This window comes from uncultured Campylobacter sp. (genome assembly GCF_947255105.1).
GTDB lineage: Bacteria > Campylobacterota > Campylobacteria > Campylobacterales > Campylobacteraceae > Campylobacter_B.
On record NZ_CAMYFP010000003.1, the window covers coordinates 36,276 to 56,828 of the forward strand.

The 20,553-nt window shown below is 36.4% G+C and carries 18 protein-coding genes; 2 read left to right on the forward strand and 16 right to left on the reverse strand.

Annotation, left to right across the window (positions count from 1 at the left end; translation table 11 throughout):
* Positions 1-37: 37 nt before the first annotated feature.
* From recG to Q0X52_RS02630, 5 genes are read right to left on the reverse strand one after another with little or no spacing between them, the layout of a single operon-like run.
* A complete protein-coding gene (gene recG / locus Q0X52_RS02610) occupies positions 38-1,843 on the reverse strand; it encodes an ATP-dependent DNA helicase RecG (protein WP_297574506.1) in 1,806 nt (601 codons plus the stop codon).
* Positions 1,833-3,050, reverse strand: a complete 1,218-nt coding sequence (locus tag Q0X52_RS02615) for a pitrilysin family protein (RefSeq protein ID WP_297574509.1) — start codon at positions 3,048-3,050, stop codon at positions 1,833-1,835. The genes recG and Q0X52_RS02615 overlap by 11 nt, the downstream gene beginning before the upstream one ends.
* A complete protein-coding gene (locus Q0X52_RS02620) occupies positions 3,047-4,096 on the reverse strand; it encodes a dehypoxanthine futalosine cyclase (RefSeq protein ID WP_297574512.1) in 1,050 nt (349 codons plus the stop codon). Before Q0X52_RS02620 ends, Q0X52_RS02615 begins: the two co-directional genes overlap by 4 nt.
* Positions 4,080-4,505, reverse strand: coding sequence for an NfeD family protein (locus tag Q0X52_RS02625; protein WP_297574515.1), 426 nt, complete (start codon positions 4,503-4,505; stop codon positions 4,080-4,082). The genes Q0X52_RS02620 and Q0X52_RS02625 overlap by 17 nt, the downstream gene beginning before the upstream one ends.
* Complete coding sequence (locus Q0X52_RS02630) at positions 4,498-5,406, reverse strand: SPFH domain-containing protein (protein WP_297574518.1); 909 nt, start codon at positions 5,404-5,406, stop codon at positions 4,498-4,500. Before Q0X52_RS02630 ends, Q0X52_RS02625 begins: the two co-directional genes overlap by 8 nt.
* Before the next feature lie 83 nt (positions 5,407-5,489).
* Here Q0X52_RS02630 and Q0X52_RS02635 point away from each other — a divergent pair, with 83 nt between their 5' ends.
* Positions 5,490-5,915, forward strand: coding sequence for a desulfoferrodoxin family protein (locus Q0X52_RS02635; RefSeq protein ID WP_297574520.1), 426 nt, complete (start codon positions 5,490-5,492; stop codon positions 5,913-5,915).
* Positions 5,916-6,180: 265 nt separating this feature from the next.
* On the opposite strand, the gene Q0X52_RS02640 is transcribed toward Q0X52_RS02635, so the two are convergent.
* Genes Q0X52_RS02640 through yajC form a run of 10 tightly spaced genes read right to left on the reverse strand, consistent with a single transcriptional unit; the run spans position 6,181 to position 17,818 of the window.
* Complete coding sequence (locus Q0X52_RS02640; protein WP_297574523.1) at positions 6,181-6,831, reverse strand: 3-methyladenine DNA glycosylase; 651 nt, start codon at positions 6,829-6,831, stop codon at positions 6,181-6,183.
* Positions 6,828-7,586: an ATP-binding protein gene (locus Q0X52_RS02645; protein ID WP_297574780.1), complete on the reverse strand. Its 759-nt coding sequence runs from the start codon at positions 7,584-7,586 to the stop codon at positions 6,828-6,830. The genes Q0X52_RS02640 and Q0X52_RS02645 overlap by 4 nt, the downstream gene beginning before the upstream one ends.
* Positions 7,586-10,537 carry a DEAD/DEAH box helicase gene (locus Q0X52_RS02650; RefSeq protein ID WP_297574782.1) on the reverse strand — a complete coding sequence of 984 codons (2,952 nt, stop codon included), beginning with the start codon at positions 10,535-10,537 and terminating at the stop codon, positions 7,586-7,588. The genes Q0X52_RS02645 and Q0X52_RS02650 overlap by 1 nt, the downstream gene beginning before the upstream one ends.
* Complete coding sequence (locus tag Q0X52_RS02655) at positions 10,518-11,681, reverse strand: bifunctional folylpolyglutamate synthase/dihydrofolate synthase (RefSeq protein ID WP_297574526.1); 1,164 nt, start codon at positions 11,679-11,681, stop codon at positions 10,518-10,520. Before Q0X52_RS02655 ends, Q0X52_RS02650 begins: the two co-directional genes overlap by 20 nt.
* A gap of 4 nt (positions 11,682-11,685) precedes the next feature.
* Positions 11,686-12,210 (reverse strand): LPS assembly lipoprotein LptE, encoded by a 525-nt coding sequence (gene lptE / locus Q0X52_RS02660; protein ID WP_297574530.1) that lies wholly within the window; start codon positions 12,208-12,210, stop codon positions 11,686-11,688.
* On the reverse strand, positions 12,207-14,648 hold the full coding sequence (leuS, locus tag Q0X52_RS02665; RefSeq protein ID WP_297574533.1) for a leucine--tRNA ligase: 2,442 nt from the start codon (positions 14,646-14,648) through the stop codon (positions 12,207-12,209). Before leuS ends, lptE begins: the two co-directional genes overlap by 4 nt.
* 9 nt (positions 14,649-14,657) lie before the next feature.
* Positions 14,658-14,996, reverse strand: coding sequence for a DUF6394 family protein (locus tag Q0X52_RS02670; RefSeq protein WP_297574536.1), 339 nt, complete (start codon positions 14,994-14,996; stop codon positions 14,658-14,660).
* Positions 14,997-14,999: 3 nt separating this feature from the next.
* Complete coding sequence (secF, locus tag Q0X52_RS02675) at positions 15,000-15,971, reverse strand: protein translocase subunit SecF (protein ID WP_297574539.1); 972 nt, start codon at positions 15,969-15,971, stop codon at positions 15,000-15,002.
* On the reverse strand, positions 15,958-17,559 hold the full coding sequence (gene secD, locus Q0X52_RS02680; protein ID WP_297574542.1) for a protein translocase subunit SecD: 1,602 nt from the start codon (positions 17,557-17,559) through the stop codon (positions 15,958-15,960). The genes secF and secD overlap by 14 nt, the downstream gene beginning before the upstream one ends.
* A complete protein-coding gene (yajC, locus tag Q0X52_RS02685; protein WP_297574544.1) occupies positions 17,552-17,818 on the reverse strand; it encodes a preprotein translocase subunit YajC in 267 nt (88 codons plus the stop codon). Before yajC ends, secD begins: the two co-directional genes overlap by 8 nt.
* Before the next feature lie 14 nt (positions 17,819-17,832).
* On the opposite strand from yajC, the gene Q0X52_RS02690 reads away from it, so the two are divergent.
* Positions 17,833-19,146, forward strand: coding sequence for an apolipoprotein N-acyltransferase (locus Q0X52_RS02690; protein ID WP_297574546.1), 1,314 nt, complete (start codon positions 17,833-17,835; stop codon positions 19,144-19,146).
* A gap of 17 nt (positions 19,147-19,163) precedes the next feature.
* On the opposite strand, the gene metK is transcribed toward Q0X52_RS02690, so the two are convergent.
* Positions 19,164-20,381: a methionine adenosyltransferase gene (metK, locus tag Q0X52_RS02695; protein WP_297574548.1), complete on the reverse strand. Its 1,218-nt coding sequence runs from the start codon at positions 20,379-20,381 to the stop codon at positions 19,164-19,166.
* Between the last annotated feature and the right edge of the window lie 172 nt (positions 20,382-20,553).

Sequence of the window (20,553 nt, forward strand, 5' to 3'; positions counted from 1 at the left end):
CTTTTAAGATATAGAGGCAAGAGCAGCAAAAAGCTACTTAAATTTCAATGCGATTTTGCCAAGTTTTTGCCCGTTTTTTAGCAAGCAGAGTAATTTCCTCTTCATAGTTATAAAAGCTAAAACTCTCTCCATGTTGATAAACTCCGCTTAAGATATCGCCAGATTTGCGATTTTGGAGATCTATCTTTGCAACTACAAAGCCATCAAGAGTTTTACTAAACTCAACAAGTCTAGCAGGCGGCTCCTTTAACTTGGTAAAAAGATAGCAATATCCAACTCCGCCATGCCTTGCAACTCTACCTCTTAGCTGATGAAGCGTAGCAAGTCCAAAACGCTCAGCCCCAACTATGACAATGGTGCTAAGACGCGGTAAAGAGATACCAACCTCTACCAAAGTTGTAGTTAGCAAAAGATTGCCACTATCTCTAAACTCCCTAAGAATCTCCTCTTTTTCCCGGTCTTTTCCATGAGTTATATAGACATTTGGAAAGTTTTTTAGCCAAAACCAGCTCCCCTCTTCTAGGCTTTGATAGAGGCTCTTTTGGCTCTCATTTACCAAAGGATAGACGATGATTGCCTGCCTGCCCTTTGCCATCTCATCTTTTAGATGTTTAAGCAGCAAAGAAAAGCCTTTTGTAGTTAAAATAACCGTTCTAATATCCTTTTTAAAAGGAAGCTCTTTTAGAAAACTAAACTCCACCAACTCAGACTCTATAAGGCTTAAAGTCCTAGGAATCGGTGTTGCGCTAAATTGCAGAAAATGCGCCCTAAACTCGCCATCTCTTGTGAGTTTTTCTATCTTTGCTCGCTGACTAGAGCCAAATCTATGTTGCTCATCTACCATTACAAGAGGGAGCGGTGGAAGTTCCAAAAAGAGCAGCGCATGAGTTCCAATGATGAGATTAAAGTCGCTAAAGTCCTGTTTTTGCTCACTTGTCACCAAAACAATATTAAAATCAGATGGCAAAAGTCTCTTCGCCTCTTGATAAATTTGCTCTGCAAGTATCGTAGTTGGTGCCATGAGAGCGGCTTTTTGTGCCATGAGAGCGGCAGCTAACATTATCAAAGTCTTGCCACTTCCAACATCGCCCATAACAACACGTCTTTTTTGCATAGGGCTTTTAAGGTCATTTTTAATCTCATCAATTGCCAAAAGCTGGTCATTGGTCGGCTTAAATGGAAGTTTTGCAAGCCACTCATCTATATTTTTAGGCTCGCTAAAATTTGCTCTAAAGTGCTGCTTTTTTTGGCTAAGTTTTAAAATATAGTTATAAATTTCAACAAATTTGACTATATTTAAAAGCCGATCATCGCTCTTTAGCCTATCTAACAGCTCAATGCTTTTTTTATCACTCTTATGAAGTCCCAAAAGTAGCTCACACTCATCATCTCTTAGCCCCAAATTTTCTAAATTTGATCTAGTGACATACCTATCAACATATTTTTTAAAAGAGGGAATTTTTTCTCGGTAAACTGGTGTTATTTCGCCAACTTTGGTGATGACTTTGGGATTGGTAACTTGAAGTGCGCCACCATAAAAAGTGGCATTTGAGTGGATAAAAAGCTCTTTGCCTACACCAAAAACTTTGCCATGCCACGCTCTTGCGTTAAATATGACGATATTTAGTGGCATTTGCCAAGTTTTGCAAAAGGCACTTACAACCGCTCTGTTATATAGAAATTTAAACTCCTTTATCACAACCCAAACAGTTACAACGCCCTCTTTTGGAGTCGGTGTCAAGCTCAAATCCAAAAAAGATTTTGGCAATACCAAAGCTATATCTAAAATGCTCTCTATGCCATATGGCGCAAGTTTTGCTCTATCTTTGCTCTCAATCCTCATTATAAATCATTGCAAAGCTTAATTTTGTTATCTCTTCGTGCTCTTTGATAAAGCCATTTAGTCTATCTAAACTCAAAGAGATGATTTTTTCTATCTCTTCGTCAAATTTGCCAAACTTATATCCATCGTAATACTCGCCTTGAGCTATATTTAGACGTTTTAAAAAGGTCTCTTTTCTAAGAACCAAACTGCCTTTTAAAAAGTTTTTTGCCTGCTCTAGCTCTGTTTTATCAACTCCAAATTTGACAAATTTAGAAAACTCCTCTTTTATAAGAGCTAATGCCTCATCTTTTTTGCTATTTTTAGTCTGCATATAACCCAAAATTGACCTACTTGAAAGCTTTAAGTCGTTTCTTGCATATATAGAATAGGCAAGTCCATTTTTGACTCTAACCTCCTCCATAAGCCTACTTCCAAAGCCACCACTTCCAAGTATAAAGGTAGCAACATCGGCTAAATACTTCTCATCTCTCTCTACAAAATAGGGCGCTCCAAAGTAGATATAGGCTTGGTTGGTCATCTCTTTTGTTTTTAAAACTTCCTCTTTGCTAGAGGTTTTGAAAAATGGCAAATTCTCTGCCTTGCCTACAGGTAAAGAGTCCAAAGCTTCTGCTATCTCTTCACGTTTAAGTGCAACATCGCCGCCCAAAACTACAAATAAATTTGACAAACAAAGAGTATCAAAAAAGTTTTTTACATCTTGAAGCTCTATACTATCAATAGACTCCAATGTGCCAAATATCGATCTTTGCTTGAGTTTGTCTTCATAAAGTATGGAAGAGAGTGAGAGTTGCGCCATATAATCAAAGTTATTTTTAAGAGCTAGCAAAGTCCCTTTTTGAATAGTTTTGACCTTTTTAAGACTCTCTTCTGTGAAATTTGGCTCTTTTAAAATCTCTTTTAAAAAGCCCAAAGCCTTGCTAAACTGCTCTTTTAGACAACTTATTTCCACTACAAAGGTCTCAAAACCTGCCTCAAAACTAAGCGATATGGCTCTTTTTTCAAGTTCATTTATAAATTTTTTACTATTTTTTTTGCTTCCCTCTTCTAAAAGAGCGCTTACTATCTTTGCAACTCCCGCCTTGCTACTTCTAAAATCGCCACTTGCTCTAAACACAAGCCTAAAGATAACAACAGGCAAGGAGTTGTCATATCCGTAGATAAGATCTATATCTTGACCTTTAAGAGTTAAAATTTCTTTTTTCATCTATAAATTTCCAATATATCATAGTTAGTATTTCTTTTAGCGGGAATCTCCCCAACATCTTTTATAAGCTCAATCATCTGTTCGGTATTCATCCTAAAAGAGGCGCCCGCTGCCTTTACGACATTTTCCTCCATCATTGTAGAGCCAAGATCATTTGCCCCAAACATCAAAGCCAACTGCCCTATATAGCTACCTTGCGTAACCCATGAACTTTGGATATTTTTAAAGTTGTCCAAAAAAAGTCTTGATGTAGCAAGTAGCCTAAGATAGCTGTTGGATGAGTGTTTTTGTATGGTTGGATACTCTTTCATAAGTCTTGTATTTTTGCCTTGAAAACTCCAAAGTATAAAGGCTCTAAAGCCACCGCTCTCATCTTGAAGCTCTCTAATCTTCTCCCAATGATCTATAATATCATCATAGCTCTCAACCGTTCCAAACATCATCGTAGCTGTAGTTTTTACGCCGATACTGTGAGCCTCTCTATGGATATTTAGCCAAGTTTTGCTATCTGTTTTTTTAGGTGAGATGATCTTTCTTACATTGTCACTAAGTATCTCCGCGCCCGCTCCTGGCATACTATAAAGTCCCTTTTTTTGAAGCCGTTTTAAAACTTCCAAAGTGCTAATGCCACTTACTTTGCTAATATACTCTATCTCTATGGCTGAAAAGCCGTGTATTGTTATGGTTGGATAGTTGGTATGTATAAAGTCCAAAAGCTCTTCATACCACTCAATTTTCAAATTTGGATGAACTCCACCTTGAAAAAGTATCTGAGTCCCGCCAATATCCAAAAGCTCCTCTATCTTTTTGCCTATCTCTTCAAAGCTCAAAAGATAAGAGCCCTCTTCACCTTTTTTTTTGTAAAAGGCGCAAAATTTACAACCAACCCAGCAGGTATTTGTGTAGTTGATGTTTCTATCTACGATAAATGTAGTAATCCTATCTGGATGTAGCTCTCTTTTTCGCTCAAACGCCAATCTGCCTAGCTCTTTTAGGTCATAATTGTTTAAAAGATCTAACGCATCTTTTCTATCTATTCTTCTCAACTCTGCCCTTTATCAAAAGCCTATTTCCATCAACTCCCAAGACTTCAACTCTATCTCCCTCATCAAAACTACCAATATCATCTATACGCCAAAAAGTCCCTTTATAGTAGATCATTCCATTTTTTACAACTCCAACGCCACTCTCATCTAAAAAGTTATCTTTGATAGTTTTATCACTCTTATTGAAGTGCTTTTTAATGGGCTTTTTTAACAAAAATGTCATAACTAAAGAGATAAGTGCTACAAAAAAGAGTTGCCAAAGAATGCCAAACTCCATAAAAAAGGCAACCGCTCCTACAACAAAAAATCCAATAGCAATGAAGATAGAAAAAAAAGTTAGAGTGATAAGCTCAATAAAGAGAAAAATCACTCCAAGAGTTATTAGTATAAGTGGGCTTAAACTAACCATTTTTCTTACTTAAAAAATCTTTTATAACTGATAGTGAGCCTATAAATTCCATTGTCTCAAATGGCACTATCACCTTATCTTTGGAGCTACTTTTTGCAAGTTCATTAAATGCCTTTATACGCTCAACTGCTAGTAGATATTCAGCGCCATAATTGGATGTCTGAATTGCTTCATTTATGTTTTCCATAGCATTTCTCTGTCCTTGTGCAAGGGCAATTTGCTCATATTTTTTTGCTTGAGCCATTCTCTCAATCGCCTCTGCTTTTAGAACCTCTTCTTGCTTTAGAGCTTCTGCATTTCTTATAAGAGCCTCTTTTTCAGCTTGAGCTTTGAGCTCTATTGCTCTTCTTTCACGCTCTGCTTTCATCTGTAGATTCATAGCATCTTCTATCTCTTTTGGAACAGAGATCTCAGATATCTCAACTCTCATTATCTTGATACCCCAGTTATCGGCCGCATCGCCTAAAGCCTGTTGCAATGAGGTATTTAGCCTATCTCTTGAAGAAAGTGTGTCATCTAAGTTCATCATACCAATCTCGCCTCTTAAAGTAGTCATCGCAAGGCTAGATATGGCAAGTCTGTAGTCTTCTACATTGTAGTAGGTCATCTCGCCATTTAGTATCTTTAGATAGACAAGTCCATCAACGCTTATATTGACGTTATCTTGAGTTATGACTTGTTGTTTATAAATGTCAATAATCTGCTCTTTTGAGCTAAGAGTTGCCTTTGGAAGATCGATAATTGGGATAATTACATGAAAACCGCCTTGAAGAGTTTTGTGAAATTTACCAAGTCTTTCAACTATAACTAAATCGGCTTGTGAAACTACCTTAATACAAGAAGCTATAAAAGCTCCAACAAAAACTATAACAGCTATTACAAATATAAAAAAGCTAGACATTTGGACTCCTAGAATTATTTTGATTGATTATAACGAAAAATAGATATAATAATCTTATATTTTCAAACTAAAAAGGAGAAAAAATGAAAAGAAGAGATGCGTTAAAAGTGCTTGGTGCTAGTGCAGTTGCTTTTTCTGCCCTTGGAGCTTATGATGATACTCTTATCATAAATACAAAGGACATTGAGATAAAAGATTGGGATAATTTGACCGATTTTGAGGCAAAACATCTTCCTGAAATTTCTATCAAAGACAAAGATGAGAAGGGCTTTACTTTGGTCGAGATAACTGTCGGACAAAAAAACATAATCCACCCAAGTGAAGAAAAACACTGGATATATGAGATAGATCTCTACGCAGATGACAAACTAGTTGGCAAAACAAGCCTTGAACCTATGATATCAAGAGGATTTTTTAGCACAAGAGTTGATTTGCAAGGTGTCAAAAAACTAACCTCAACAGCACGCTGTAATCTACATGGCAACTTTACCTGTTCTGTGGAGCTTTAAAAAGATAGGCAGTTTTGCCTATCTTCAAGTTTAAATTTCACAATTTATTTTCACTTTTTTTTAGATAACAACTCTCTTTCATCGCTAAAAGATATTTATCGACATACTATCTCTTGTAAAAAGAGAGAATTTTTGTCATTAGGATATTATAAAAGAGTGGATAGTTTAAATTTCACAACAAAAGACAAACTAATACAATGATAAAAAGCTACTCTTGCGGCAATAAATAGAGCTAAATTTCACCACCACTATCCGCCAAAACAGTTTAAAACTTAAGAGTATCTAAAAAAGCTCTCCCGCTATCATCAAACTCACCCTTTTTTAGATGTAGCTTACAAAACTCAACAATAAGCCCATGAAATAGCGCAAAAATTAGCTCATAAGCAACACCGCACTCACTAACCACAAAATCATAGTCGATAGACTCTAGCTGCTCCTTTGCCTCTTCATAGCTTTGAAACTCATAGCCAAGATATGAAAGAACTCTCATAGCATATCTATCAACTACCATTGTGTTTTTTTCGCAAGCATAACAAAGGATAGAATCCACACTCTCAGCTCCAAGCCCCTTAACCCTACTTAACCACTCTTTGTTTGCCTCTTTTTTGAAGCTTTCAAAGTCGCCAAAATCGCGGCTCATCGCCTCCATTAGCCCTTTTAGCCTCTTTGCTTTTTGGTTGTAAAAGCCACTTGGTTTTATAAGTGTTGCAAGCTCTTCTTCAGTCAAATTTAAAAGTCCGTTGATGGTTAAAGAGTTGTTTTTTTTAAGAGATTCAAGTGCCTTTTCTACATTTTGCCACTTTGTATTTTGTGTCAAAATTGCCCCAACTATAACTTCAAAAGTCCCATATCCTGGCCACCATCTATGATCTTTTACCAAATTTAGTCTATACAAATTTATAAAAAGTTCTGTCAAAATTTATCCTTATATGCAAGATAAAACTGCTTTGCTGTTCGCCCACTTCGGCTAGCTCTTATCATAGAAAACTCTTTTGCCTTTTTGAAAAGCTTCTCTTTATCGCCCTTGTAGTCCTTAAAATAACTCTCAACCATCAAAAGATACTCCTCATAGCTACCTTGATAAAAGCCGATACTTAGTCCAAATCTGTCAGAGAGCGAAAGGCGTTCTTCTATGGCATCGCCGTAGTGCAACTCATCATTGCTAATCTCTACATCTAGGTTGTCTTTTTGGTATTCTGGTAGAAGATGACGTCTGTTTGAGGTGGCATACATTAAGACATTTTTTGGCGCAAGTTCCAAACTGCCCTCTAAAAGCGGTTTTAGGTATTTGTAGTTAAAATCGCCCTCTTCAAAGCTAAGGTCATCGCAAAAGATGATAAATTTCAAACTACTTTCTCTAATCTCATCTAAAATATCTTCTAAATAGAGCAAATCTGCACTTCTTATCTCAACAACTCTAAGTCCCAAATCATAAAATTTGCCAAAAATGGCCTTTGCAAGAGTTGATTTACCACAACCTCTCTGCCCCCATAAAAGTGCGTGGTTTGCCTCGCTCTTTTTTATAAACTTATCTGTATTTTCATATAAGAGTTCTTTTTGTCTTTTTAGCCCAACTAAAAATTCTAAATTTGGAATGTCAATCTCTTTTATTGGCTTTAGTGTTTTTTTGTTACTTCTAAAAATAGCTGCCTTTGTCTCTTGCCAGTTAATCACTGCTTTTTACCTCTTAAATACTCTAAAATTTTTACCACCACATCGTCATCATCGCTACTGCTAGCTTTGAGTTGGATTTTTTTATCGCTGCTATCTATTAGCAGGATATTTTCTTTATAGCTAGTAATGCTTTTGAAATTTAACTCATTTGCCAAAATCTTAATGATAATAAGATTTAAAAACTGCTTTGTAAAGATATCAAGCTTGCCAAATCTATCCTCCATCTCACTTGATATCTCATAGACCTCACTCGCACTTTTGCACCTGCTAAGCCTTCTATAAAGCTCTAGCCTAATCCTATCATAAGGAATATAGTCGCTATTTAGATAGGCTGCAATCTCAAGCTTGATATCAACATCACTCTTAGACGTCTCTTTACTAAGAAGTTTGTTTATCTCCTCTTCTAGCATTCTAAGATATAAAGAGTAGCCAATGGCCTCTATATGACCACTTTGTGCCTCGCCTATCAAGTTGCCACCACCTCTAATCTCAAGATCGTGATATGCCAAAACTGCTCCTGAACCCAAACTTGAGTTACTCTCAAGCGCTACCAATCTCTTTAGTGCCTCTTTTGTAAGTGAGTTTTTGTTTTCGATGAGATAGTAGCAATATCCCTGTCTAGCGCCTCTTCCAACTCTACCTCTTAACTGATGAAGATCTGCTATGCCAAATTTATTTGAGTTTTCGATGATGATGGTATTTACATTTGGCATATGAATGCCGCTCTCTACGATACTTGTGCAAAGCATGAGATTGTATTGACCATTTATAAATTTATTAAGCTCATCTTCTGTTGTTTTGGAATCAATTTGTGAGTGAAGAACTACTATTTTAAGAAAAGGTATAAGGTCATTTAGCCACTTTTTAACTCCCTCAATGCCAGCTATATGGTTATAGACATAAAAAATCTGCCCGCCCCTTCGAAGCTCTCTTAAGATGACCTCTTTTATCAAAACATCATCTTTCTCTTTTACATATGTTTTGATATCTAGCCTATCTTTTGGCGGCGTCAAAAGTGTGCTATAGCCTTTGATTTTGCTAAGTGCCATATTTAAACTTCGCGGGATTGGCGTTGCGCTCATACTAAGAAGATGAGAATTTTTAGAAAGCTCTTTTAGCTTTTCTTTCTGTTTTACTCCAAATTTATGCTCTTCATCAATAATGATAAGCCCAACGTTAAAAGCTCCTAGTCCCAAAAGCGAATGAGTTCCAACACAAACTAATGGCGTGTTGTTAGAGATAGCATTTTTTAACTCATTTTTTTCTTTTGTTGTGGTAAATCTATCAAGCTTAAAAACAGCTACGCCAAAGGGGCTAAGACGCTCTTTTAGAGTTTTGTAGTGCTGTGATGAAAGTATAGTTGTAGGGACAAAAAACAAAACCAAATAGCCGCTTTTTATGACAGATAAAATTGCATTCATAGCAACTTCTGTCTTTCCAAAGCCAACATCGCCACTAAGCAGTCTATCCATCACCTTACCACTTTCTAAATCTTTTAAAATCTCAAAAATAGCCTCTTCTTGATCTTTTGTGTAGGTAAAGCCGGCAGCTTGTCTAAATTCGCCAAGTTCTTTTGTTGGAATTGTTATCTTTTTTGCCTCTATTAGCTCTCTTTGTGCCGCCATAGCGATGATTTTAGAGGCTATTGCAAAGAGCTTTTCTCTAACCTTCTCTTTTATCTTCATAAAGGTTGTTTTGCCAAGTTTATCTAGCATAGCAACACCGCTACTTGCGATATAGCGATCTATCTTATTGAGATTTTGCACAGGCAAAAGAAGCTTATCGTCGTTTTGATACAAAATAGCTACAAACTCCCTCTTAACACCCATAACTTTGATAAGCTCTAGACCGTTAAACTTGCCAATTCCGTGATCTTCATGCACGACATAATCGCCCGGCTTTAACTCATCAAGAACGATGGTTGCTCTTTTTTTGGCTCTCTTTGGCAAAGGTTTGTTAAGTGAGATGATAACCTCACTATCACTATAGATATTTAAGATGGCAGTAGAGTGCTTAAGAGTGCAGTTTTTATAAGAATAGCACTCATTTGCCACAAACAAAGAGTCATTTCTTGCAAGAATGGTAATCTGTTTGTTTTGATTTAGCTGCATAAAATCTTTGCTAAAGGTGGCGATTAGATCTTTGTAAATTTTTGGCTCGTTGATGAGTGAGGCCTCTTTAAAGATAGAAAGATCAATCTCATTGTCAAATGAATCTTTATAGCTACTTGTTAGTAGCGCAGTTTTGAAAATATCGCCATATCTTACAAAGTCATCTATCGCCCAAAAACCCAAAGAGGCAAAGTCAGCAATCAAAGCAGAGCTTTTTATGCTGTGGATTTTATGCTCGATATGTTCAAACTCATTTTTATCAAGAGCTGCTATAAATGGCGCTATGCTTATGCTCTCAAGCTCATCTTTGTTGCTAAGCTGAGACTCTTCGTCAAACTCTCTTATGCTCTCTATGAGAGTGTCATCTAGCAAGATTCTAATTGGTCTGTTTTGATTTGTGGCAAAAATATCTATCACCTCTCCTCTAAAACTAACCTCGCCTTTTGCCTCGACAATATCGACAAACTCATAGCCAAAGTGCAAAAACTCCTCTTTTAACTCATCTAAATTTATCTCATCGCCAAATTTAAGCTCTAATTTTTTTAGATGTTTTTTAGCTGGAAGTTTGTGAAGTATGGTCTCTATCGGAGAGATTAAAATCTTTTTGTTTGCGCTACTTTCATAATAACTTGAAAGCTCTTTACTAATAGTTACTAACTCATCATAAAAAGCTCTCAAATCATCGCCAAATTTAGCCCTAAAATCTGGTAAAACAAAGGTTGTATAACCCAAATAATCCAAAACTTCAGTCGCTTCTCTTGCTTCATTTTTGTCTGCGACTACCAAAAGTTCTATGCTATTTTTTTCTTTAAAATACTCATAAACTTTTGCTTGTATCATAAAACTCTCCTTTTAAAAACTCCTCTACCAACATAAAAGAGCCAAAAACAAGGTAGTTTTCATCTTTTTTAATGGAGCTAAAGTAGAGGCACTCAATATCCAACTCTTTTGCAATATCTTTGATTTTATCTGTTGCAAGCGCTCTATCTTTGCTCTCATATCTGTAAATTTCAATTCGCTTTACTATATCTTTTAAGTTGTATAAAACTGACTTTACATCTTTATCTAAAAATGAGTTATAAACTAAAACTACCTTTTTTGGATAAATTTCATCTCTTATTGCCTTTGCACAAAGCGGATTGTGTCCGACATCTATGGTGATGTTCGAAGAGATTCTTTGAAGTCTTCCTGCGATATTTAGTCGCCCTAGCTCGTCAATACCGCTAAAGCCAAGAAGTTTAAAACCGGCATATGCCAAAGATAAATTGCTCTCTTGATAGTGGGCAAGTAAGTTTTTTTGGATATAGTTTTTTATCTGCTCTTTTTCAAATTTAGTTATCAACTCATCTGCTAAAAAGAGCTTTGAGCCTCTTTGTTTTGCTAAGTCTTGTGCTAAATGCAAAGCTGTTTTATCCATAGAGCTATTTAAAACTGCCACCGCACCCATCGCTCTTAATTTAGTAAGAGATATCTTTTCGATACTATCTCCAAGGACATTTGTGTGATCTAGTCCAATTGGCGTAAAAAGAGTGAGTTTTTTTTCTAAAACATTTGTAGAGTCAAACTCCCCTCCAAGTCCCGCCTCAAAGACCCAAAACTCACACTCTCTAAAAAGTATCATCGCAATAAATGTAGCATACTCAAAATAAGAAATCTCATCAATATCATCGCCTAAAACTCTTTGCAATTCTTTATGTGCTCTCTCTAGTTCCTCATCTTCTACATCTTTGCCATTTTTATAGAAACGCTCATTAAATTTAAAGATATGTGGCGAGCTAAAATGCCCTACACTTTTGCCCTCTTTTTCTAATAGCTGAGTTATAAAACGTCCCGTGCTGCCCTTGCCGTTGGTACCGATGATGTGGATGATTGGTTTGGTATCAAGAGCATCTTTTATCTTATTGTAAAGACGTGGCATTCTCTCAAAGTCAAATTTTTGATAGAAGAGCGGTTTTTCTGATAGGTATTTTTTAAATTTCATCTACTTATCTATCCAATCCTTTTATAGAAAGTGTAGCAATAAACTCATCAAATGCCTGTGAAGATGACTGAACAATGGCATTGTATCTATCAAATTCACTTAAGATACTATTTATATCTGTTATGTATTTGGTATGAGTTGAGACTTTGAAAGTATAGTCGCCAAAGGTAGTTTTGCTAAAGGTGCTACCATCTTTAAAATCAACTTTGAAATTTACTGAGATATCTATCCTAAAGGCTGTTATATAGCCAAGCCTATCATAGGAGATTGGAGTAAAAGAGATAGAGTTTAAAGAGGCAATAATCTTGCTTGATGCCTGCTGTTTTGATAGAAGTTTTCTACCTAGTCTATTGACAACTCCATCTCTTATGGCGTCTTTTAGGGCAACTGTGTTTTGCGGATCGGTGCTACTTATTACAACAGATACAAAAACACTATCGCCCAAAAGTTCTTTAGAGGCTACAGAAGCTGGTCTATAGCCACAACCAACAAAAAAAATCGCAGTAAAAAGTGCTAGAAAAAATCTCATCTAACGACCAAATTTACAAGTTTTTCTTTGACGTAAATCTCTTTTACAATCTCTTTTCCATCAATCCACTTCTCTACGCTCTTTTTTGCCTCACTTATAATCTCTTCTTGCTCCAAAGTCGCCTTTACCTCTATTTGAGCTCTTTTTTTACCATTTACAGTAACTCCAAGAGTAAGGTCATCTTTTATAAAGACCTCATTAAGCAACTTTATAGGCAAAAAGTTCTTTTTGTTGAAAAGTTTTTGACTAAGTTCGTGAGCTAAATGTGGAATAATTGGCTCAAGCAAGTTTAAAATTATCCAAAAGCCCTCAGTTAAAAGCTCTTTGTTGTTTTGTGCATTGAGTGCATTTAGTGCCTCCATGCAAGCAGCTATCAAGGTATTAAATGAAAAAGTTCTATTGTAAATCTCTTCTGAGCGTCTTAAAGCGTCATAAACCTTAAATCTAGCCTCTTTTTGAGCTGGATCTAGCAAGCTTTGATTTATCCTAGGCAGTGTATCGGTTGGAGTTATCAAAGAGGCTCTATCATAAAGTCTATTTAAAAATCTAAAAGCCCCCTCAACTGCACTATCGTTCCACTCTAGCTCTTTTTGTGGTGGCGCAGCAAAAAGTATAAAAAGTCTTGCTGTATCGGCTCCATACTTCTCTATGATATCATCTGGATCTACAGTATTACCCTTGCTTTTACTCATCTTTAGACCATCTTTTAAAACCATGCCCTGTGCTAACAAATTTGAAAATGGCTCATCATCTCTCAAATAACCGCTATCTCTTAGTGCTTTTTGGAAAAACCTAGCATATAAAAGGTGTAAAATGGCATGCTCTATCCCACCAATATATTGATCAACACTCATCCAATAATCTACACTTTTTTTATCAAATGCAACATCTTTCCAAGTGCGCTCATCACTTGCAAATCTTGCAAAATACCAACTTGACTCAAAAAATGTATCTAAAGTATCACTCTCTCTAAGTGCCTTGCCACCGCATTTTGGGCAGTGGCAATTTTTCCAAGTAGGATGTTTATCAAGCGGATTTCCTTTGCCACTTATCACAACATCATCTGGCAAAGTTACTGGAAGATTTTCTATCTTTTCAGGCACAAGACCGCATTTTGGGCAGTGTATCATAGGGATTGGCGCACCCCAATATCTTTGCCTGCTCACTCCCCAATCTCTTAGTTTATAATTAGTTATCCTTTTGCCAAGACCATTTTTTTCAAAATAGTCAATAATAGCACCCTTTGCATCTTCATTATCAAGCCCCTCAAACTCACCACCACTCATCAAAACTCCGCCACCCAAATATGGCAAAGAGTAGTCGTTTTCATAAGGCTTAATAGACTCAATGATATTTAGATTGTATTTCGTTGCAAACTCATAATCTCTCTCATCATAAGCAGGCACCGACATAACAGCACCACCACCATAGTCAGACAGAACAAAATTTGCCACCCAAACAGGAATTTTTGCCTTTGTCAAAGGGTGAGTTACAAATAGATTTAAAAATAATCCCTCTTTGTCATCCATCTGTCTTTGACGAGCTGTCTTTTTTAAGATCTCTCTTAGCTTTGTCTCACTCTCTTTGTCAAGTAAATTTTTCTCAAGCACTCTTTTTACAACCTCATGCTCAGGCGCAACAGCAGCGTAACTTAGACCAAATATAGTATCTGGACGAGTCGTAAAGACCTTAAACCCTTCAATATCTCCCAAAGCCCTTTTACTCTCATCGTCAAATTTAAGCAAAAACTCTAGCCCATAACTCTTGCCTATCCAATTTTCTTGCATAGTAAGAACCTCTTTTGGCCAGTGTCCTTCAAGCAATTTTAAGTCTTTTAAAAGCTCCTCTTTATACTCTGTTATCTTAAGATAATATCCAGGCATTTCACGCTGATCTACCTCATGCCCGCATCTCCAACACTTTCCATCCTCTACTTGCTCATTTGCAAGAACAGTTTGGTCATGTTCGCACCAATTTACAATGGCATTTTTTCTATAAATTAGCCCTTTTTCATAAAATTTGATAAAAAATTCCTGCTCAAATTTAGTATAGAGAGGATCTGATGTGGCAAACTCTCTTTTTTTAGAGAAAGAAAAACCAAGTCTTTTTAGCTCTTGTGACATATAGCTAATGTTGTCATATGTCCAAACTTTGGGATTTATGCCATGTTTTATAGCGGCATTTTCTGCAGGCATTCCAAAGCTGTCATAGCCTATTGGATGAAGGACATTAAAGCCCTGTTTTCTATAGTATCTTGCAAAAGCATCGCCTATTGTGTAGTTTCTAACATGCCCCATATGTATCCGCCCACTTGGATATGGAAACATACTTAAAATATATTTTTTAGGCAAACTATAGTCATCTTTTGGCTCAAAATCGCCATTTTTTTCCCAAATTTCTTGCCATTTTTTTTCTATTTCTAAACTATCGTATCCCATAAATTTCCTTTAAAACTCATCACTACTTTTTACTGACTCTATTACTATTAAGATAAGTGAAAATGCATTTGCAATACAAGATCCAATAACCAAAGAGTAGACCAAAGTCTCATCTCCGCCTAAGATGTGGATTGTAAATGCAGGTATTAAGTGGAGGTCTGCTACAAGGGAACTTGCAAAAATCTCAACTGCCAAAAGCGACCTTACACCAACTTTTAATATAGTTGATATCAAATTTATACCGGCTGCTAAAAAAAGCGATATCTCATTTTGTCCATAAAGATAAACAGCAATCGTTGTAAGGCTCATTATGGCAAAAAATACATGTATAACTCTACCCCAATTCATAACTTACACCGTCCCTTGTTCATACATCTGTCTCATTTTCTCTTTCTCTTTCTCTTTTCTATGCTTCTCTGCAAGATTAGCTCGGTATTTTTTGACATCAAATTTCAGCCAAATAAGTGCTTGAGAAGCAACAAATATAGAGCTATATGTACCAACTATAATACCTACTATCATAATAAATGAAAAATCTTTTATCATATCTCCGCCGAAAAAATAGAGCACAACAACACTAGCCAATGTTGTAAAAGAGGTAAGTATTGTTCTTGAAAGTGTTCTAGAGACCGCTTCATTTATAACATAGCTCAAATCCGTATGCTCGCTCTCCCTAACTCCCTCTCTAATCCTATCAAAGACGATAATTGTATCATTTAGCGAATATCCAATTATGGTAAGAAGAGCCGCTAGAGTGTCCAAATTTACACTAATTTTTAGCAAAAGTATGACGCCAATTACAAACAAGATATCATGAATCTCAGAGATAATGGCAGCGATGGCAAATCTAAACTCAAATCTAGCAGCGATATAGACAAGTATAAGCACCAAAGAGATACTAAGTGCCATTACACCGCCCTTTCGAAGACTATCGCCAACCTTTGGACCAACCACATCAACACGTCTTATCTCAAAATTGCCAGTATCTTTTAAAATATTGCTTATAAATTTCGCCGGATCACTTCCAAGAGAGTCACTACTTCCAGAGTATCTCACAATAACTTCATCATCGCTTCCAAACTCAGTTACATTTGCGCCACTTAACTCCTCAACACCCTCAAGTGAGGCTCTTATCTTATCAAGTGGTGCCTTTTTATCATATTGAATTTGAATAAGCGTTCCACCGCTAAAGTCAATTCCATAGTTAAAACCTCTAGTAAAAAGCAAGACTACAGCTATAATCATACAGATAGTTGAGACAATAAGCACGGGATTTCTTATCCCCATAAAATTATAAACTTTATCTTTATCAAATAGTTGCATTTTCTGCCTTTCTTACTTTATAACCAAGCCAAAATTTGGTATTGCCACTCTTTTCTATGCGATCCATTAGTAGGTCAAAAATACCATGTGTTCCAACAATTGCTGTAAGCATAGAGGCAGCAATTCCTATACTCATAGTAACAGCAAAGCCCTTAACAGGACCAGTTCCATAGGTATAAAGTGCTGCTGAAGTAATAAGTGTTGTTAGGTTGGAGTCAATGATAGCACTCATTGCATTTTGATAGCCCTGCGCAATACTCTTTCTAATCCCTGCACCACTTTTTAAAACCTCTCTTATACGCTCATTTATAATGACGTTTGCATCAACTGCCATACCGACAGCCAAAACTATACCAGCCATACCAGGCAGAGTTAGAGTTGCTCCAAAAAGTGCCATTACAGAGACAAGTAGCAAGATATTTACAAAAAGTGCAATATTGGCAATAACGCCTGCCATGCGGTAGTAAAATATCATAAAGAGCACTATAAAAATAGAGGCACCAATAAGCGCATTGATACTTTTATCGATACTTTCTTGACCCAAACTTGGTCCAACGCTTCTTTTCTCAAGCAAAGTTATAGGGGCCAAAAGCGCGCCAGATCTTAGAGCAATAGCAACATCTCTTGCTTCTTCAACTGTAAAAGCTCCACTTATCTGTCCGCTACCAGCGCCAATTCTCTCATTTATCCTAGGTGCTGAATAGACCTTGCCATCAAGCACAATAGCAAGTCTTTTGCCAACATTTGCCGCTGTAAAGTCACCAAAAATTTTGGCTCCCTCTGAGTTGAGAGTAAAGTTTATAATAGGTTGATTGTTTCTTTGGTCGAAAGCCACTTTTGCGTCAATTAGCATAGAGCCATCAAGCACAGGAACTTTGTTTAAGATATATTTTATTTTTTCATCTTTTACATCAGGATAGATGATATCGCCATAGGCTGCTGCGTCCTCTTTGCTTAGTTGATGAGCTCTATCTTGCCTTTTTTCATCTACTGCCATCAGCTCCAAATGAGCCGCCTTTGCAATAAGATCTTTGGCTCTTTGCTCCTCTTGAGCGCTCTTTACTCCAGGAAGCTCTACAAGTATATCTGTAGCGCCCTGTCTTGCAACAACAGGTTCAGCTAGTCCAAAGAGATCAAGTCTATTTCTTATCGTCTCAACTGCTTGATCTATCGCATACTCTTTAGTATCAGCTGCCTCTTTAGGAGTTAGAGAGACTATATAGCTAAGACCATTTTTTTGAATATCTAGTCCATTAATGCCCTTTAAAATAGCGTCAAATTTAGCCACCTCATCGCTATCAAGAACAGTAAAACTAAAATAGTCATCTTCAATCATAAAATCACTCATCAAAAGATCATCTTTTTTAACAGAGTAATTAACACTTGCAGCAACTGACTTAACTCTAGAAGCTATCGCCTCATCGGTCTTAACACCCAAAAGCATATGAAGACCGCCCTGTAGGTCAAGTCCCAAGTTTATCTTAGAACCTTTTTCAAGCTGAAATATCGACGGGGCTGAAAAGGCTATGGCAAAAATAGCAGCCAATATCAAAACAATCAGCTTAAAAGTTACTTTAGCACTACGCATCTAATTTCTTTGAAACAAATTGTCTATCTAACTCAGCCAATACGTCATCATTAAGTTTTACTGTGATAAAATCATCACTAGTTTTTACAACGGTACATTTTAAACCACCGTTTGTGACTATTTTATCGCCCTTAGTTAGGTTGTTGAGCATCTCTTTGTGTGCTTTTGCCTGTTTTTGCTGAGGTCTGATAATTAAAAAATAAAAAATAGCAAAAAATACAAAAAGAGGTAGTAATGAACCAAATAAATTTCCTTGCATGTAGTAAATCCTTATTGTTAAAATTTTTAAGAGAGTATTTTACCACAAATGAAATTATAAAAGGCTTTGTTAATGCAATTTTTATATCGGCTTTTATTTTTCTTGATCTTTTTGACTCAGTTTTACTCAAAAATTTAAGCCCCTTTCTTGCGATATATGGTCTTTATAGAGTCATTGGTGCAAGTAGATGGGAGTTTTATCATAGCGGTTTTTTTATCGGAGTTTTTTGGTTTTATTGGATAAGTTTTTCTCTTAGATATTTTAATCTTAGCTTTTTTATACCGCTAGAGATAGTTGCAATAGCCATAGTTTATGGTCTGATTTTTACTATCGCTGCACTGCCAAAACAGCTCTATTTAAGGGCGTTGCTTCTTATTGCCATTGGCTATATTCACCCTTTTGGATTTAACTGGTTTAGCTTGGAGCTAACCTTGATAAATGGAGTTTTTGAGCCAAATTTAAGAGGACTTGGAGCTCTTTTATTTGTCATTGTCATTTTAAAAAGTAGGCTTAAATTTCAACTCAAATTTTTATTAGCACTTATTGGCTTTTTTAGCGCTCTTAGTTTTACCACTCTTGCTATAAATAAAGCACCACTTAATATCTATCTTGCAAACTACAATGTAGATCAAAGCGAGCGACTAGATGACAACAAAATTGATGAGATGATAGGAAAGAATTTAACAACCATCACAAAGGCGATAGATGATGGATATAGAGTTGTTGTTTTGCCTGAAAGTGCCTTTATGCTCTATCTAAACAAAGAGAGATATTTGACAAATTATCTAAAAGAGCTATCAAAACAGATAGCCATAGTAACTGGCGCTCTCTCTTATGAAGATGGCAAATTTTACAACTCTACCTACCTGTTTGATAAAGGTGAGCAAAAGAGGCTAGATAAAGTCATTTTAGTCCCTTTTGGAGAGGAAATTCCTCTGCCTAAATTTATCAAAAAACTCATCAACAAAACTATCTTTGAAGCTCAAGATGACTTTAGCAAGGCTAGTGAAGTTGGAAGTTATGAGATTGATGGAGTTAGCTTTACAAATGCTATTTGCTACGAGGCAACTAGAGCTGAAATTTACAAAAACAGCCCAAGTTTTGTCATCGCCATCTCAAACAACGCTTGGTTTACTCCATCTACAGAGCCAACCCTACAAAGACTTTTTATAAAATATTTTGCTACAAAGCACAACACCGTAGTCTATCACAGCGTAAATGGCAGCAAAAGCGAGATAATAACTCCAAAAAGAACAGAGCTGGCTAAATTTATAGAGTCTTTGAAGCTTTTTATAATGGATAAATTTAACCTCAAAACTAAAATTTAAGAGGTTAAATTTCAAAACTACTCCTCTATATCCTCTTTTTTGAGAAGTTCTTTGAAGATATCGACGCTATCAAGGCTCTCCCATGGATAGTCTTTTTGTCCAACTTGTCCATTAGCAGCTACTTGTGCATAGCTAAAACCGCCATCTTTAGGGCTATTTAGTTTGAATTTCTCTATTATCCACTTTGGAGTCAAAGCAAAACGTCTTAAGACAAAATTTGACAGCTCATCATCGCTAATCCCTCTATTTGTCCCCATACAATCGACACTAACAGAGACTGGCTTTGCAAGTCCTATGGCATAGCTAAGCTGAACTATACATTTTTTAGCAAGTCCGGCTGCTACTATATTTTTGGCTATATATCTAGCTGCATAAAGTCCGCTTCTATCAACCTTTGTGTAGTCTTTGCTAGATTGTGCACCACCGCCAATCGGCGAGTAACCGCCAAAACTATCAACTATAAGCTTTCTTCCTGTAACTCCGCTATCGTGCAAGCTTGAGTGATTGACATAGCGTCCTGTAGGATTGATGTGGATGATGGTTTGCTCTTTGTTATAGAGCTTTTTTGGAAGTCCAGCGCTGTCTATAAGAGTGCCAATAAGCGCCCTTACCTCTTCTATCTTCATACTCTCTACGCAAGGGGCTGAAACTACGATAGTGTGAATCTTTTGCGGTCTGCACTCTTCAAAATTTTTCTTACTTCCATAATCAACAGTGACTTGAGTTTTTATATCAACACCTATTTCGTGCGGATGCTCTTTTGCATACTCATAGACCTTATTTGACAAAACCCTAGCATAGGTCAATGCCGCTGGCATATACTCTTTGGTCTCATTTGTGGCAAAACCAAACATTATCCCTTGATCACCTGCACCTATCTCGCCGCACTCTTGATCTACACCTTGATTGATATCGGGGCTTTGTTTGTTTAGAAGTAGCTGAACTTTAACATCGTCTGGATGTAGGCACTGCTCTTTTGTAAAGTGTGGATTGCCATCATAGCCAATCTCTTTAAGAGCTTTTAGGACAATTTTTTCACACTCATCTTGCTTTAACTCAAAGCTAGACTTTATCTCTCCACCTATGATGATGTTGTTGCCCGCTATAAAGACCTCACTTGCGATTCTAGCATTTTTATCTCTTGCTAAAACCTCATCTACAATGGTATCGGCAATAATATCAGCGCACTTATCAGGATGCCCTGGACTTACTACCTCTGATGTAAATAAATACATAAAAATTTACCTCTTATTATCTATATTTATAAAGTCTCAATTTTACCATCTAATTTTTAAAATGAATTTAATTTAGATACCAATATACAATTTTCAAATTGGAGTTAAATTTGAGCTAAATATGCAAAATTAAATCAATTTTTATTAAAGTTTGGCTATATTCATACTTTAT